Origin of the sequence: Oceaniovalibus sp. ACAM 378 (assembly GCF_008085915.1) — a bacterium.
Classification (GTDB): domain Bacteria; phylum Pseudomonadota; class Alphaproteobacteria; order Rhodobacterales; family Rhodobacteraceae; genus Oceaniglobus.
Map to the genome: position 1 here is coordinate 103,147 of NZ_VSJK01000008.1, position 14,449 is coordinate 117,595.

Genomic DNA, 14,449 nt, shown 5'->3' on the forward strand with positions numbered 1-14,449 from the left:
GTATCTTTCATGGTCGTCCCGCAGCAAGATTCGCCAGCCGATCCAGCGCTCCCTGAAGGATATACCCAGCCGCGACATGATCTATGACCTCGGCGCGACGTTTTCGGGACGTATCCGCCTCGATCAGTGCCCGTTCGGCGGCGACCGTGGACAGGCGTTCATCCCAGAACCCGATGGGCAGGTCGGTCAGCCGTTCCAGATTGCGGGCGAATGCGCGGGTGGACTGTACGCGCGGCCCTTCGGAGCCATCCATGTTCAGCGGCAGACCCAGCACCAGACCTTTCAGGTCGCGCCCCTGAACGATCTTCAGCAACTGCTCGGCGTCCTGAGTGAATTTCTTGCGCCGGATGGTTTCCAGCGGCGTGGCGATGGAACGCATCACGTCCGACACTGCCACGCCCAGAGTAACCGTGCCAAGGTCAAGCCCGGCGATGGCTCCGTAACGGGGCAGGGCGGCGGCAAAGATGTGGATATCGGCGCAGATCATTCCAGCCCCGCCCGGCTGGCGGCATCGCGCAGTGCGGCCATTGCGGTATCATCGGCTTTAAAGGTTTCCCGCGCTTCCGACAGGATGGCGGCGGCGGTTTCGGTTTCACCCAGCACACCGTAGGCCGAAATCAACCGCGCCCAGTCTGTCGCCGGGCCGCCTTCGCGCGCCAGACGGTCGGCAAGTCCGGAGACCATGCCACGGATCATCGCGTCACGGTCATCGGGCGCCATCCCGGCAGCGTTTTCAACGTCTTCGGCTGAGGGGCCAGGTTCAAAAGCGGGGTCTAAGGCAGGTTCGGGCACATCGTATCGCACTCCGGCCAGTGCTGCCGTGCGGTCGATCTGCGCGCGGATCGGGGCGATCCATGGCGCATCCTCGGGACCGGCTTCAAGCAGGTCGCGCCACAGGCGAAAGGCCAGATCGGGGCGACCGGTCTGAGAATAGAGCAGGGCGGAATAATACCGCGCCCGTCCGTTGCCGCCGTCAAGGTTCAGCGCACGAACCAGCGCCGTTTCAGCCTCGGGCGAGACATAGCCACCTGCCGCGAACACCAGATATTCGGCCTTGTCGCCGAAATCACTGGCCGTCGCCTTGTCGTCCAGAAGCGTGACAAGGCGTGTCTGCGCCCGGGCGGCGGCGGTGAAGTTGCCGAGGCCCGCCTCGTTCCGGGCCAGCAGGCGGAACCCCTGAATGTCATCAGGGCGCTGCTCCATCGCCATGCGCAGCCGCTCCATCAGCGCGCCAAAGGCCGGGTCTGGTGTGGGTTTGGGCTGCTCTTGCAGGGCCGCAGCGGCCTGTTCCTCGGCGATCTCTTGTGAGGGGCGGGTTGCGCGGGCGCGGTCGGCCATTTCGATCCGGGTGGCCATTGAAAGGTCGGAATAACCGGGTGCGCCCAGCCAGCCGTAGACGCCCAGCGCGCCTCCGACCACCACCAGCACCGACAGCAGCGCCACCACCCGGGTCACGCCTTTCGGGGCGGTTGCGACAGGTTCGGCGGCATCGGCATGTTTGGCCGCTTCGATCAGGCGGCGCGAAACCTCGGTGCGCAGGCGGTCGGCCTCGTCCGTGGGAATGATACCCTTGGCCAGATCACGCTCGACCTCATCGAGTTGGTCGCGGTAAACCTGCACGTCCGAGGCAGCGGCAGGCGTGTCCTGTCCGCGCCCCAACAAGGCAAGAACAATCAATGCCGCCACGGCTCCCGCCACCAATATCGCAACTGCCCAGAACATCGCACCCCCTGTGTTGAACCCTATGTGCCGCCATTCGCCGCCGATGACCAGCGCCGCGCGACAACGCGCCGCATGGGGCACGGATCTGTGATTGGCGGAGCTATGAACGGTTTGAAATTCCCGCCTAGCCTGCCAGCAACACAGCTCCGGGAGCGATGCAAATCGCGCCGGACCGCCGCCCATGTCGCAAAACAGCGGGCAGGTGCCGTTCCCTCCACTGCCCTGTGATGATATTGATCCGATAAAGCGGGCCTTACCGTGCATGGTTTGTAACGCGATCACAGTCCCGGGGGGATGCCGTTGAAACGCTATTCCGTCTTTGCCGTCGCCCGCGAGGCGCTGCGTCACCACACCGGTTGGGAACGCGCCTGGAGATCGCCGGAACCAAAGAAGAAATATGACACGATCATTGTCGGTGCCGGGGGCCACGGGTTGGCCACCGCATATTGGCTTGGCAAAAATCATGGCATCCGCAATGTGGCGGTGATCGAAAAGGGGTGGCTGGGTGGTGGCAACACCGGGCGCAACACCACGATCATCCGCTCAAATTACCTTCAGGATCCATCCGCCGCGATCTATGAAAAATCGCGCAGCCTGTATGAAACCATGAGTCAGGACATCAATTACAACGTGATGTTCAGCCCCCGGGGCGTGATGATGCTGGCCCAGACCCAGCACGAGGTTCGGGGATTCAAACGCACCGCCCACGCCAATGCACTGCAGGGGGTGACGACCGAGTTCATCACGCCGGCGCGGGTCAAGGAGCTGTGCCCGATCATGGAGATCGGCGGGCCGCGCTATCCGGTGTTGGGTGCGTTGTGGCAACCGCGCGGCGGCACTGCGCGCCATGACGCGGTGGCATGGGGCTACGCCCGCGCCTGCAGCGACATGGGCATGGATATCATCCAGCAATGCGAGGTGCAGTCGATCCGCCGCGAGAACGGCAAGGTGACCGGCGTCGGCACCACAAAAGGCGACATCTCCTGTGACCGGCTCGGCATTGTCGTTGCCGGGCATTCCGGCGTTCTGGCGGAAATGGCGGGGTTTCGTCTGCCGCTGGAATCTGTCGCGCTTCAGGCGCTGGTCAGCGAGCCGATCAAACCTTGCATGGATGTGGTTGTCATGGCCAACACGGTGCACGGTTACATGTCGCAGTCCGACAAGGGCGAAATGGTGATCGGCGGCGGTGCGGACGGTTACAACAACTATACCCAGAGGGGCAGTTTCCACCATATCGAGGAAACCGTGCGCGCTCTGATCGAAACATTCCCGATGATTTCCCGGCTGAAGATGCTGCGCCAGTGGGGCGGGATCGTCGACATGACGGGCGACCGCTCGCCGATCCTGTCGAAAACGCCGGTGGATGGCGTGTTCGTCAACTGTGGCTGGGGTACGGGCGGGTTCAAGGCGATTCCGGGTTCCGGCTGGGCGATGGCCGAGTTGATGGCGACGGGGGCGTCGCCGCTTGCTGATCCGTTCAGCCTGTCGCGGTTTCGCGAAGGGCGGTTCATCGACGAATCCGTTGCCGCAGGTGTGGCGCATTGAATATGACGGCGATCCCGGCGGCGCGCGTTATTTTTATGCCGCGCGGTTTTGCGCGAGTCTGCAAGGTCGGATTGGGCGGTTTCCAGCCTATTTTCAGTACGGCTGACAGGTCTTTATCCGAAGGGCGTGGGATAGATTATCTCGGAAAGAGTACAGACACCCGACCCCGAAAGGCCCCCTCATGTCGAGCAAAACCATCATCTATATCGTTGTCGCAATTCTTGTCATCGGCGTTGTCTGGTATGTCTCGATGGGCACACCCGCCGTTGAACCCGCCGTGGTCGAGCCGGCCGCGACCGAAACGCCTGCCGCCCCCAGCAACTGATCGCGCTCGGGCCGGAATGCAGAAAAGGTCGGGCCCTGACGGTGCCCGGCCTGTGGCTGTTGTCTGTTCATCGGGCAACAGATTTGCCTCGCAGGCGCTGCCGGTCGTGCCGGGTGCGCTGCATCGGCGGAAAATTGCGCGATATTGGGGCGCGTTATCAGGACGATGGAACCCGTATGGCTCCTTGCTTGTTGAGCGGTTAACGCATCAATGCAAGGAGTGGGCGAAATGCCTGACAATACAAATACAACCGTTCGTGAAACCCATGTTCGTGAAAAAAGCGGGATCAGTGGATTCGCCTTCATTCTCGGGGGGGTCGTCGTGGCAATCGCGATTGTTGGCTTTTTCCTTTACGGCGGCTTCGACGGAAACGGGGGTGGCGTGGGCGATGGCGGCAACACCAACGTCAACGTCGAAATGCCAGCTACCGACGCGCCAGCGGCCGAGGCAACGCCGCCCGCAGCCGAGATTGCTCCACCTGCGGCTGACAGCGCCAACTGACGCCGTTCCACTTTTTCAACGTCTTAAAAGGCGGGCGCCACACGGCGTCCGCCTTTTGTTATCTGGACCCTTCCCATGCTGATTCTCACCTGTCCCAACTGCGGCATAGCCGCTGACGAAACCGAGCTTCATCCCGGCGGGCAGGCGCATCTCGAACGCTTCGGTCCTGACGCCTCCGAGGATGATTTCGAGGGATATCTGTTTCTGCGTTCAAACCCGCGCGGCGTGCATTTCGAACGGTGGCGGCATTCCATGGGGTGCGGCAAATGGTTCCACGCCGCCCGTTGCACCATCACTCACGAGGTTTTCGGCACTTACACCGCGCAGACCGCCGAACCGCCGCGGGAGCTGCTGGACAGGATCGCGGCGAAACGTCCCGAGGCGTTGACAGGGAAAACTGGCGGCGAGGTCGTTTTGCCGCCGCAGCCTGCCGCCGACACTTTCGCCAAAGGGCCAAGCTCATGAGCACCCGGCTTGCCAATGGGGGACGTCTGATCGACCGCACCCGCCCGGTTCGTTTCCAATTCAATGGCCGGTCCATGTCGGGCTTTCACGGCGATACGCTTGCCTCGGCGCTGCTTGCCAACGGTCAGACCCTTGTGGGCCGGTCGTTCAAATATCACCGCCCCCGGGGCATCGTTGCTTCGGGTGCGGAAGAGCCGAACGCACTGGTCAATATGGGGCAGGGTGCTCGGTTCGAGCCGAACCAGCGGGCAACGACGACCGAACTGTTCGACGGGCTGACTGCGAGATCACAAAACCACTGGCCGAGTCTGGAATTCGACATTGGTGCGGTGAACACCCATCTGGCGCGGTTCCTGCCTGCCGGGTTCTACTACAAGATGTTCATCCATCCGCGCCCGTTCTGGAAACACGTCTATGAACCGTTCATCCGCAAGTCCGCCGGTTTGGGAATGGCTCCGACCGAGCCTGACGCGGATCGGTATGAACATCTGTACGCACATTACGATCTGGTGATCGTGGGCGGCGGAATTGCCGGATTGCAGGCGGCAAAGACCGCTGCGTCGTCCGGTAAATCCGTGCTGGTGATGGAACAGACCGCTCATTGGGGCGGGCGTGCGCCGGTGGATGGTGCGGTGATCGACGGGCGGGACGCCGCGGAATGGGTCAAAGCAACCGTTGCCGCGCTGTCGGCGATGGACAATGTAACGCTGCGCCTGCGCTGCATGGCGGCGGGGGTGTATGACCACGGATATCTGACCGGATACGAACTTGTCACCGATCACGCGCCGCAAACCGATGCACCGCGTCACCGGCTGTGGCGGATCCGCGCCGGGCATATCGTGATCGCCACGGGCGCGGTCGAGCGCCCGCTGTCCTTTGCTGCAAACGATCTTCCGGGGGTCATGCTGGCGTCTGCCGTGCGCGACTATATCTCGGATTTCGCCGTGTCGCCCGGCGACCGGGTGGTCGTGGTCACCAACAACGACGACGCCTATCGCACCGCGCTGGCGGTCCGGGCGGCTGGGCTGGACGTGCCTGTCATCGTCGATGCGCGGCCCATGGGTGGCGGCGCCTTGGCGGCGCAGGCGCGGGCGGCGGGCATCCGGGTGGAAAACGGCATGGGGATCGCCAGGGTTGTCGGGCGACGTCATGTCACCGGGGTTGCCTTGTGCCGGATGGCGGGCGGCGGCACGGTGACGGAAACGCTGCCTTGCGATGTGGTGGCGATGTCGGGCGGCTGGTCGCCGGTCGTGCATCTGTGGTCGCATTGCGGCGGCAAACTGAGCTGGGACGAAGGCGCGGCACAGTTCCACCCCGACCCCTCCCGCGCGCCCACCGGGGCTGACGGTGCGCCCTTTGTCAGCGCCGTGGGGTGCGCTGCGGGCGCGATGGCAGTGGGCGATGTTCTTGCCTCGGGCCACGATGCGGCGATGGCGCTGGGCGGCAGTGGCCAAGCGGCGAGCGCCGATGCACAAGACACCGCGCCGATCCGCCCGGTCTGGATCATGCCTGACGGTGCGCCCTATGGGCTGCGGTCAAAGGCATGGCTGGATTTCCAGAACGATGTGAAGGTGACGGATGTGCAACTGGCCGCACAGGAGGGGTTCGAATCCGTCGAACACGCCAAGCGCTATACAACACTTGGCATGGCGACGGATCAGGGCAAGCTGAGCAATATCAACGGTCTTGCCGTGCTGGCGAACGCCCGGTCCTCGGATATTCCCTCGGTCGGCACCACCACGTTCCGCCCGCCCTATACGCCGATTTCCATGGGGTCCATTGGCGGCGATGCGCGCGGCGATATCTTCCAGCCGTTGCGCCGCACCCCCCTGCACGACTGGCACGAAGCCAACGGCGCCGAGTGGGAGCCAGTGGGCCATTGGCGCCGGCCCTATTGTTACCGCCAAAGCGGTGAAACAACCGAAGGTGCGGTGCAGCGCGAGGTCTTGGCGGTGCGCGCATCACTCGGGCTGCTGGACGCCTCGACGCTGGGCAAGATCGTCGTCAAAGGCCCGGATGCCGGGCGGTTTCTGGACATGATGTACACCAACATGATGTCGAATCTGGCCCCCGGTAAATGCCGATACGGGCTGATGTGCAGCGAGAACGGGTTCCTCATCGACGATGGCGTGGTCGCGCGGATCGACGATGACACATGGCTGTGCCACACCACCACCGGCGGCGCGGAAACCATCCATGGGCATATGGAGGAATGGCTGCAGACCGAATGGTGGGATTGGCAGGTGTTTACCGCCAATGTCACCGAACAATACGCGCAGATCGCCGTGGTCGGGCCGAATGCGCGGCGGGTGCTGGAGAAACTGGGCGGGTTGGACGTCTCAAAAGACGCGCTGCCGTTCATGCAATGGGCCGAGGGCAGGCTGGCCGATCTTCCGGTGCGGGCCTTCCGCATCTCGTTCTCGGGCGAGTTGTCCTATGAAATTGCCGTGGCTGCGGGGCAGGGGCGTGCCTTGTGGGACGCGTTGCGCGACGCGGGTGCAGAATTTGGCGCAACGCCCTACGGCACCGAGGCGCTGCATATCCTGCGCGCCGAAAAAGGGTTCATCATGATCGGCGATGAAACCGACGGCACGGTGATACCGCAGGATCTGGGCCTTAACTGGGCGATTTCGAAGAAGAAAGCCGACTATCTGGGCAAGCGGGCCCAGCAACGCCCGCATATGACCGATCCGGGGCGGTGGAAACTGGTCGGTCTGGAAACCACGGATGGTTCGGTGCTTCCCGATGGCGCTTATGCCTGCTCGGGGGGGACAAATTCCAATGGCCAGAAGAATGTGCAGGGGCGGGTCACTTCGACCTATCATTCGCCGACCCTTGGCAAGGGGATCGCGATGGGGCTGGTTTTGAATGGCCCTGACCGGATGGGTGAGGTGATTGAGTTTGCCCAACTGGATGGCACGGTGACAGGGGCGCAGATCGTCGACCCGGTGTTTTTCGACAAGGACGGAGCGAAACAGAATGTCTGATCCGGTGACCGCCCTGAACCATGCGCGATACGACGGATATGTTGCGGTTCAAGAGATCGGCCCCCAGGGGATGATCACCCTGCGTGGCGATCTGTTGTCGCAGCGGCTGCGCGATGTCATCTCCGGGCTGACCGCGGGCGACATACCCAGCCGGGGCGGCGTGGTGGTGACCGGCTATACCGCCTGTTGCTGGATGTCGCCTGACGAATTGCTGCTGCTGCTGCCCTATGACGCGGTGTCGGGCGCGCTGGCTGATATCGCCTCGGCGCTTGCCGCTTCGCATCATCTGGCCGTTGACGTTTCGGACGCCCGGGCGGTGTTTCGCGTGACCGGCCCACTGCTGCGCGAGGTTCTGGCAAAACTGACGCCCGCCGACGTGTCGCCTGCCATGCTGAGCTCCGGCCAGCTGCGGCGCACACGGTTGGGGCAGGTGCCGGCCGCTTTTTACCTGCGCGACGCGGAAACGGTTGAAATCATCTGCTTTCGGTCTGTGGCGCAGTATGTCTTTGATCTTTTGGCCAACGCGGCGCGCCCGGGCGGCGAGGTCGGATTGTTTCGCACCTGATTGCGGAACCTCCCTCCGCCACACCCCGTTGACCAGATGAGCCTTGACGCCGTGCCGATGCTGGCACAGGTATCGGGTATCCTATGACATAGAACCTGAAGGGGGCCACCATGGCATTCGAACTTCCTGATCTTCCTTATGCGCACGACGCTCTGGCCGGCAACGGCATGAGCAAAGAGACGCTGGAATACCACCACGACATTCACCACAAGGCCTATGTCGACAATGGCAACAAAGCCATCGCCGGGACCGAGTGGGACGGCAAGTCGCTGGAAGAGATCATCAAGGGCACCTATGACAAGAACGCTGTCGCCCAGAATGGTATCTTCAACAACATCAGCCAGCTGTGGAACCATAACCAGTTCTGGGAAATGATGAGCCCCGGCAAATCCGCGATGCCTTCCGAGCTTGAAAAGGCGCTGAACGACAGCTTTGGTTCGGTCGACAAGTTCAAGGAAGAATTCTCGGCCGCCGGTGCCGGTCAGTTCGGATCGGGCTGGGCATGGCTGGTCAAGGACGGTGGCAAGCTGAAGATCACCAAGACCGAGAATGGCGTGAATCCGGTCTGCTTTGGCCAGACCGCTCTGCTTGGTTGCGATGTGTGGGAGCATTCCTACTACATCGACTTCCGCAACAAGCGCCCTGCTTATCTGACCAACTTCCTCGACAATCTGGTCAACTGGGAAAACGTCGCTTCGCGCATGTAATTCTTGTCGAAAACACAATCAGGGCCGTCCCTTCGGGCGGCCCTTTTCGTTGGGATCAGCCGCCGCGACGACGGGATTCAAACCGCGGCAGCATGGCCGAAAAATCGCGCCCGGCACCGTCTTCGTCTTCGACGAACCGCGCATAGAGCTCCTGTGCCGCATGGCCCAAGGGCGTATCGGCATCCACCGCAACCGCCGCTTGTTGGCTGAGCCGCAGATCCTTGAGCATCAGATCGGCAGTAAATCCCGGGACATAGCCGTTGTCGGACGGTGACTTGGGCCCGATGCCCGGCGCTGGGCAATAGGTATTCATCGACCAGGATGACCCCGAGGATGTGGAAACCACATCGAACATCGCCTGTCGCCCCAGCCCCAGCTTGTCGGCCAGCGCGAATGCCTCGCAGGTGGCGATCATCGTGACGCCAAGGATCATGTTGTTACAGATCTTGGCCGCCTGACCCATGCCCGCTGCGCCGCAATGTACCGCCCGTGATCCCATGGCATCAAACAGCGGACCGCAGGTTTCAACGGCGGCCAAATCGCCACCGATCATGAAGGTCAGCGTGCCCGCCGCCGCGCCGCCAACCCCGCCCGACACCGGTGCGTCAAGCGCGGCCAGCCCGGCATCGCGCGCCGATGCGTCCACGGCCTGTGCGCTTTCCACATCGACGGTCGAGCAATCCAGATGCACGGCCCCGCGAGTCATCGCCGGATGCAACACAGCCGCCACATCGCTCAGGATCGCGCCGTTCGGCAGCATGGTGATCACAACATCGGCCTGATCTGCCGTTGCCGCGATATCGGTGGCCTCTGCGACACTGTCCACAGTCACCCCGGCCACATCGTATCCGGTCACGTCATGCCCTGCCTGCGCAAGAATTCGCGCCATGGGAGCGCCCATGTTTCCCAGTCCGATAAACCCGATCTTCATGCCCGTCCCTCCAGTTTCAAGGATGCGTCACCCAATGGCCGCAGCATCGCGCGGGCTGCCTCATGCGCTGCGATGTGATCCGTAAAGCGCCACTGCGGAAGCCGGTCGCGGTCGATGATCGCCGCACGGATACCTTCCAGAAAATCGCCATGCTCCATCGCACGGTGGGTGAAACGGTACTCCATTTCAAGCGCGTGACCGATGGTGTCCAGCCCACGCACCCGCCGCACCAGCATCAGTGCCGCCGCCGCCGACAGCGGTGAAACCCGCGCCAGAGCTTCGGTGCACTTATGGGCAAGATCGGTTTGGGTTGCGGCAAGCGCATTCAGGATGTCCTGCACCCGCTCGGCTGCAAACAGTTGGTTAATCTGGGCGGCATCAGTCGCAAGCGTGCTGTCGCCGGGCGCACGCGCAGCCTTTTCAATCGCCATAGGATCGCCCGCCGCCTCAAGCTGCGCGATCAGGTCGGGCCAGTCATCTGCCGGGATAAAGTAATCTGAAAATCCGGCATATATCGCATCCGCCGCCGTCATCCGTGTCGCAGTCGTTCCCAGATATTCGCCCAGTCGCCCGGGTGCCCGCGCCAGCAACAGCGACCCACCGACATCAGGCACCAGCCCGATACCGCATTCCGGCATGGCAATGCGTGAGGTCTCACAGACGATACGGTGGCTGGCGTGGCATCCAAGGCCGACCCCGCCGCCCATGGTGAACCCATGCAGGAAACTGACCACAGGTTTGGGGAATCGCGCCAGACGCGCATTCATCGCATATTCATCGCGCCAGAAGCGTCGACCATAGGCGTAATCCCCCGCCCGTCCGCTTGCATACATCTCGGCGATGTCGCCGCCTGCGCAGAAAGCCTTGTCGCCTGCGCCGTCGATCACGACCATGGCAACCCTATCGTCACCGGCCCAAGCGATCAGCGCCTCATCCACGGCTTGCACCATGTCATAGGTCAGCGCGTTCAGAGCTTGTGGCCGGTTCAGGGTGATCCGTCCGACACGGCCTGCAATGTGGATATCAATGTCGCCCAACCCGGGCCCTTTCTGTGGGTGATGTCGGGGTGCCCCGTTTGGAGCACCCCGCGTTTTTGTCAGTCCATTGCCTTGAAGTTGAACTCTCCGCCTTCACGAATGCCCGAGGGCCAGCGCGCGGTCACGGTTTTCGTCCGGGTATAGAACCGGAATGAATCCGGCCCGTGCTGATTCAGGTCGCCAAATCCGGATTTCTTCCAACCACCAAAGGTGTGATAGGCCAGCGGCACGGGGATCGGCACGTTGATCCCGACCATCCCGACGTTGATCCGGGCCGCGAAATCGCGCGCCGTGTCGCCATCGCGGGTAAAGATCGCGGTGCCGTTGCCATATTCGTGGTCCATCGCGTAACCCAAGGCTTCTTCATAGGTTTGCGCACGCACGGTCGACAGCACCGGGCCGAAGATTTCCTTGCGGTAGATGTCCATTTCCGTGGTCACATGGTCGAAAAGGTGCGGGCCGACGAAAAATCCTTCTTCATAGCCCTGCAGGCTGAAATTCCGCCCGTCCACCACCAGTTTCGCGCCTTGATCGATACCCGATTGCACCAGTTTTTCGATGTTGGCCTTGGCGGCGGCAGTGACGACCGGGCCATAATCTACATCATCGCCAGCGGTATAGGGGCCGACCTTCAGCTTTTCGATCCGTGGGATCAGCCGTTCGATCAGCGCATCCGCCGTCGCGTCGCCCACCGGAACCGCGACCGAGATCGCCATGCAGCGTTCGCCGGCAGCGCCGTAACCTGCACCGATCAGCGCATCTGCGGCCTTGTCCATGTCGGCGTCAGGCATGATGATCATGTGGTTCTTCGCGCCGCCGAAACACTGAACGCGCTTACCGTTCGCACAGCCCCGGGCATAGATATATTGCGCAATCGGGGTCGAGCCGACAAAGCCCACCGCCTGAATGGTTTCGTTGTCCAGAATGGCGTCCACCGCCTCTTTGTCACCGTTCACCACTTGCAGGATGCCGTCGGGCAATCCTGCCTCTTTCAGCAATTCGGCCAGCATCAGCGGGACGGATGGGTCACGCTCGGACGGTTTCAGAATGAACGCGTTGCCACAGGACAGGGCGGGGCCCATTTTCCAGAGCGGGATCATTGCGGGAAAGTTGAACGGCGTGATTCCTGCAACGACACCAAGAGGTTGGCGAAGGGAGTACATGTCGATTCCGGGGCCAGCGCTGTCGGTGAATTCACCCTTCAGCAGATGTGGCGCGCCGATGCAGAACTCAATCACTTCAAGCCCGCGCTGAACATCGCCCTTGGCATCGGGGATCGTCTTGCCGTGTTCGCGCGACAGAGCCTCGGCCAGCTTGTCCATGTCGCGGTTCAACAGGCGCACGAACTCCATCATCACCCGGGCGCGGCGTTGCGGGTTTGTCGCGCCCCATGCAGGTTGCGCCGCAGCCGCCGCAGCGATGGCGGCGTCGACCTCGGCCTTGCTGGCGAGCGGCACCTTTGCCTGAACTTCGCCGGTGGCGGGGTTGAAAACGTCAGCGTGGCGGTCGCCGCCTTTGACGTGAGCACCTGAAATCCAGTGAGACAGGGTTTCCATAGTATCCTCCGATTGTGAGCTAGCGGCAGTCTAGGGTTGCGCGTGCCCGGGGAAAAGCGGCAGTTTGGCAAAAGCGTTTTGCAAAAATGCAGGTATGAACATGGAAATTCAGTGGGACGACATGCGGATTTTCCTGTCCGTTGCCCGCACCGACAGTCTGTCAGCCGCCGCCCGCGTGTTGAAACGGGATGCGGCCACGGTCGGGCGACGGATTGCCCGGCTTGAATCGGCGCTGGGCGCAGCACTTTTCGCCAAATCGCCCCAAGGCTATCGCCTGACGGAAGCGGGTCAGCGCTTTGTCGCCCACGCCGAACAGGCCGAACAGGCGATGTTGGCCGCGAAGGATGAATTGCGCGGCGATGGCGAGGCGCTGTCAGGCACCATCCGTGTGGGTGCCCCCGATGGCTGCGCCAATTTTCTGTTGCCCCGGGTTTGCGTCGCGTTGACGGAAATGCACCCGGATCTGGACATTCAGATCGTCGCGCTGCCCCGGGTGTTCAACCTGCCACGGCGCGAGGCCGATATGGCAATTGCCGTATCTCCGCCCAGCGGCGGACGGCTGAGCGTACAAAAGATCGCGGATTACCACCTGTCGCTGGCTGCGCACCGGGACTATTTGACTGGCGCGCCGGCGCTGAATTCCTTGGAGGATCTGCGGCATCACCGGATGGTCGGCTATGTTCCCGACATGATCTTTGACAAGGAACTGGATTATCTAGGGGGGATCGGGATCGACCGGGTTGCTCTGTCGTCAAATTCTGTCGCTGTGCAATTTCAATGGCTTGCCATGGGGGCCGGAGTCGGGGTGGTGCATGATTTCGCGCTGCCTGCCGCACCCGGGCTGGTGCGCGTTCTGGCCGATCAGGTGCGGCTGACGCGCACGTTCTGGCTGATACGTCATGCCGATGACCACCGCACAGTGCGCCTGAACCGGTTTGCGGGATTTCTGGTCGATGGGGTGCGCGCCGAACTTGCCCGGCTCGAAACGATGGCCCGACCAGATGCAATGCGCTGACTTACGACGATGGCCCGACGTGCAGCGATGGGTTGACAGGTCGGGCATCGCCGCGCCACGCTTGACACAGGGCTCGGGATGCAAAGGAAAACAGTATGCTGGTGCAACAGATTCTTAACAGCAAGGCGGCAGCGGGTGTGATCACCCTGGCCCCCGGAACCCCCGTCGGCGAGGCGGCAAAGCTGCTGTCGGAAAAACGGATCGGCGCGGTGATCGTCTCGGCGGATGGAACGGTGCCGCTGGGCATCCTGTCCGAAAGGGACATTGTGCGCGAACTGGGCCGGCGCGGGGCCGGGTGCCTGACGGACAAAGTGGACGATCTGATGACGTCCGACCTGACGACCTGCACCCCGAGCGACAACGCCAACACAGTGTTGGAAAAAATGACCGAAGGACGATTTCGCCACATGCCGGTGATGCAGAACGATGAAATGGTCGGGCTGATTTCCATTGGCGATGCAGTCAAGGCGCGACTGGCAGAACTGGCGATGGAACGTGACGCGCTGGAATCCATGGTAATGGGGCATTAAGTCCGGGGTTGCATCCGGGCGCGTAATATTGTTGCTGTCACGCAGCAAAAAGCGGGGGTTCCCATGCGCATCGGCCTCTATCCCGGCACGTTCGATCCGATAACACTTGGCCATCTCGACATTATCCGCCGGGCATGCCGTCTGGTTGACCGTCTGGTCATCGGCGTGGCGGTTAACCGTGATAAGGGACCGCTGTTTTCGCTTGAGCAGCGCGTCGAGATGGTCGAAGCCGAATTCGCCCGCGTGACGGAATTGACCGGTTGCGAACTGGTGGTGCATCCGTTCGAAAACCTGCTGATCGACTGTGCCCGGGATGTTGGGGCCGGTGTGATCGTGCGCGGTCTGCGCGCGGTGGCGGATTTCGAATACGAATATCAGATGGTGGGAATGAACCGGATGCTGGACGATTCGGTGGAGACGGTTTTTCTGATGGCAGAAGGACGACATCAACCCATCGCATCGAAACTGGTCAAGGAAATTGCCCGCTTGGGCGGCGACGTTTCGAAATTTGTCACGCCACCGGTCAATGACGCCCTTAAGGCAAAATTTTCACATTCCTGACG

General features: G+C 62.2%; 15 protein-coding genes. 10 read left to right on the forward strand and 5 right to left on the reverse strand.

Annotation, left to right across the window (positions count from 1 at the left end; genetic code table 11):
* Nucleotides 1-7 precede the first annotated feature (7 nt).
* Together ruvX and ccmI are read right to left on the reverse strand one after the other, a co-directional pair.
* A complete protein-coding gene (gene ruvX / locus FQ320_RS12375; RefSeq protein WP_148472668.1) occupies nt 8-487 on the reverse strand; it encodes a Holliday junction resolvase RuvX in 480 nt (159 codons plus the stop codon).
* The gene (ccmI, locus tag FQ320_RS12380) at nt 484-1,722 is read right to left on the reverse strand and encodes a c-type cytochrome biogenesis protein CcmI (protein ID WP_148472670.1); all 1,239 of its coding nucleotides are present in this window, start codon (nt 1,720-1,722) and stop codon (nt 484-486) included. The genes ruvX and ccmI overlap by 4 nt, the downstream gene beginning before the upstream one ends.
* Before the next feature lie 300 nt (nt 1,723-2,022).
* Here ccmI and FQ320_RS12385 point away from each other — a divergent pair, with 300 nt between their 5' ends.
* The 7 genes from FQ320_RS12385 (at nt 2,023) to FQ320_RS12410 (ending at nt 8,817) form a co-directional block, all read left to right on the forward strand.
* The gene (locus FQ320_RS12385; protein ID WP_148472672.1) at nt 2,023-3,267 is read left to right on the forward strand and encodes a sarcosine oxidase subunit beta family protein; all 1,245 of its coding nucleotides are present in this window, start codon (nt 2,023-2,025) and stop codon (nt 3,265-3,267) included.
* 181 nt (nt 3,268-3,448) lie between these two features.
* Entirely contained in the window at nt 3,449-3,592 is a 144-nt protein-coding gene (locus tag FQ320_RS25660; protein ID WP_187393883.1) for a hypothetical protein, read from the forward strand.
* A gap of 228 nt (nt 3,593-3,820) precedes the next feature.
* A complete protein-coding gene (locus tag FQ320_RS12390) occupies nt 3,821-4,093 on the forward strand; it encodes a hypothetical protein (RefSeq protein WP_148472674.1) in 273 nt (90 codons plus the stop codon).
* Nucleotides 4,094-4,168: 75 nt separating this feature from the next.
* Entirely contained in the window at nt 4,169-4,558 is a 390-nt protein-coding gene (locus FQ320_RS12395; protein ID WP_148472676.1) for a sarcosine oxidase subunit delta, read from the forward strand.
* On the forward strand, nt 4,555-7,545 hold the full coding sequence (locus FQ320_RS12400; protein ID WP_148472678.1) for a sarcosine oxidase subunit alpha family protein: 2,991 nt from the start codon (nt 4,555-4,557) through the stop codon (nt 7,543-7,545). The genes FQ320_RS12395 and FQ320_RS12400 overlap by 4 nt, the downstream gene beginning before the upstream one ends.
* Entirely contained in the window at nt 7,538-8,110 is a 573-nt protein-coding gene (locus FQ320_RS12405) for a sarcosine oxidase subunit gamma (RefSeq protein WP_148472680.1), read from the forward strand. The genes FQ320_RS12400 and FQ320_RS12405 overlap by 8 nt, the downstream gene beginning before the upstream one ends.
* A gap of 110 nt (nt 8,111-8,220) precedes the next feature.
* The gene (locus tag FQ320_RS12410; protein WP_148472682.1) at nt 8,221-8,817 is read left to right on the forward strand and encodes a superoxide dismutase; all 597 of its coding nucleotides are present in this window, start codon (nt 8,221-8,223) and stop codon (nt 8,815-8,817) included.
* 55 nt (nt 8,818-8,872) lie between these two features.
* On the opposite strand, the gene mmsB is transcribed toward FQ320_RS12410, so the two are convergent.
* Genes mmsB through FQ320_RS12425 form a run of 3 tightly spaced genes read right to left on the reverse strand, consistent with a single transcriptional unit; the run spans nt 8,873 to nt 12,341 of the window.
* Nucleotides 8,873-9,748 carry a 3-hydroxyisobutyrate dehydrogenase gene (gene mmsB, locus FQ320_RS12415; protein WP_148472684.1) on the reverse strand — a complete coding sequence of 292 codons (876 nt, stop codon included), beginning with the start codon at nt 9,746-9,748 and terminating at the stop codon, nt 8,873-8,875.
* Nucleotides 9,745-10,785 (reverse strand): enoyl-CoA hydratase/isomerase family protein, encoded by a 1,041-nt coding sequence (locus FQ320_RS12420; RefSeq protein ID WP_148472686.1) that lies wholly within the window; start codon nt 10,783-10,785, stop codon nt 9,745-9,747. Before FQ320_RS12420 ends, mmsB begins: the two co-directional genes overlap by 4 nt.
* Nucleotides 10,786-10,844: 59 nt before the next feature.
* Nucleotides 10,845-12,341 (reverse strand): CoA-acylating methylmalonate-semialdehyde dehydrogenase, encoded by a 1,497-nt coding sequence (locus FQ320_RS12425; protein WP_148472688.1) that lies wholly within the window; start codon nt 12,339-12,341, stop codon nt 10,845-10,847.
* A gap of 106 nt (nt 12,342-12,447) precedes the next feature.
* Here FQ320_RS12425 and FQ320_RS12430 point away from each other — a divergent pair, with 106 nt between their 5' ends.
* The 3 genes from FQ320_RS12430 to coaD all read left to right on the forward strand — a co-directional run bounded on the left by FQ320_RS12430 (nt 12,448) and on the right by coaD (nt 14,447).
* Nucleotides 12,448-13,356, forward strand: coding sequence for a LysR family transcriptional regulator (locus FQ320_RS12430; protein ID WP_148472972.1), 909 nt, complete (start codon nt 12,448-12,450; stop codon nt 13,354-13,356).
* A 95-nt stretch (nt 13,357-13,451) separates the two neighbouring features.
* Complete coding sequence (locus tag FQ320_RS12435) at nt 13,452-13,886, forward strand: CBS domain-containing protein (RefSeq protein ID WP_148472690.1); 435 nt, start codon at nt 13,452-13,454, stop codon at nt 13,884-13,886.
* A gap of 63 nt (nt 13,887-13,949) precedes the next feature.
* Entirely contained in the window at nt 13,950-14,447 is a 498-nt protein-coding gene (gene coaD, locus FQ320_RS12440; protein ID WP_148472691.1) for a pantetheine-phosphate adenylyltransferase, read from the forward strand.
* The last annotated feature ends 2 nt before the right edge of the window (nt 14,448-14,449 follow it).

Coding starts and splice junctions, on each gene's coding strand:
- ruvX (WP_148472668.1), bottom strand. CDS start 487: ATGATCTGCGCCGATATCCACATCTTTGCCGCCGCCCTGCCCCGTTAC.
- ccmI (WP_148472670.1), bottom strand. CDS start 1,722: ATGTTCTGGGCAGTTGCGATATTGGTGGCGGGAGCCGTGGCGGCATTG.
- FQ320_RS25660 (WP_187393883.1), top strand. CDS start 3,449: ATGTCGAGCAAAACCATCATCTATATCGTTGTCGCAATTCTTGTCATC.
- FQ320_RS12390 (WP_148472674.1), top strand. CDS start 3,821: ATGCCTGACAATACAAATACAACCGTTCGTGAAACCCATGTTCGTGAA.
- FQ320_RS12395 (WP_148472676.1), top strand. CDS start 4,169: ATGCTGATTCTCACCTGTCCCAACTGCGGCATAGCCGCTGACGAAACC.
- FQ320_RS12400 (WP_148472678.1), top strand. CDS start 4,555: ATGAGCACCCGGCTTGCCAATGGGGGACGTCTGATCGACCGCACCCGC.
- FQ320_RS12405 (WP_148472680.1), top strand. CDS start 7,538: ATGTCTGATCCGGTGACCGCCCTGAACCATGCGCGATACGACGGATAT.
- FQ320_RS12410 (WP_148472682.1), top strand. CDS start 8,221: ATGGCATTCGAACTTCCTGATCTTCCTTATGCGCACGACGCTCTGGCC.
- mmsB (WP_148472684.1), bottom strand. CDS start 9,748: ATGAAGATCGGGTTTATCGGACTGGGAAACATGGGCGCTCCCATGGCG.
- FQ320_RS12425 (WP_148472688.1), bottom strand. CDS start 12,341: ATGGAAACCCTGTCTCACTGGATTTCAGGTGCTCACGTCAAAGGCGGC.
- FQ320_RS12435 (WP_148472690.1), top strand. CDS start 13,452: ATGCTGGTGCAACAGATTCTTAACAGCAAGGCGGCAGCGGGTGTGATC.
- coaD (WP_148472691.1), top strand. CDS start 13,950: ATGCGCATCGGCCTCTATCCCGGCACGTTCGATCCGATAACACTTGGC.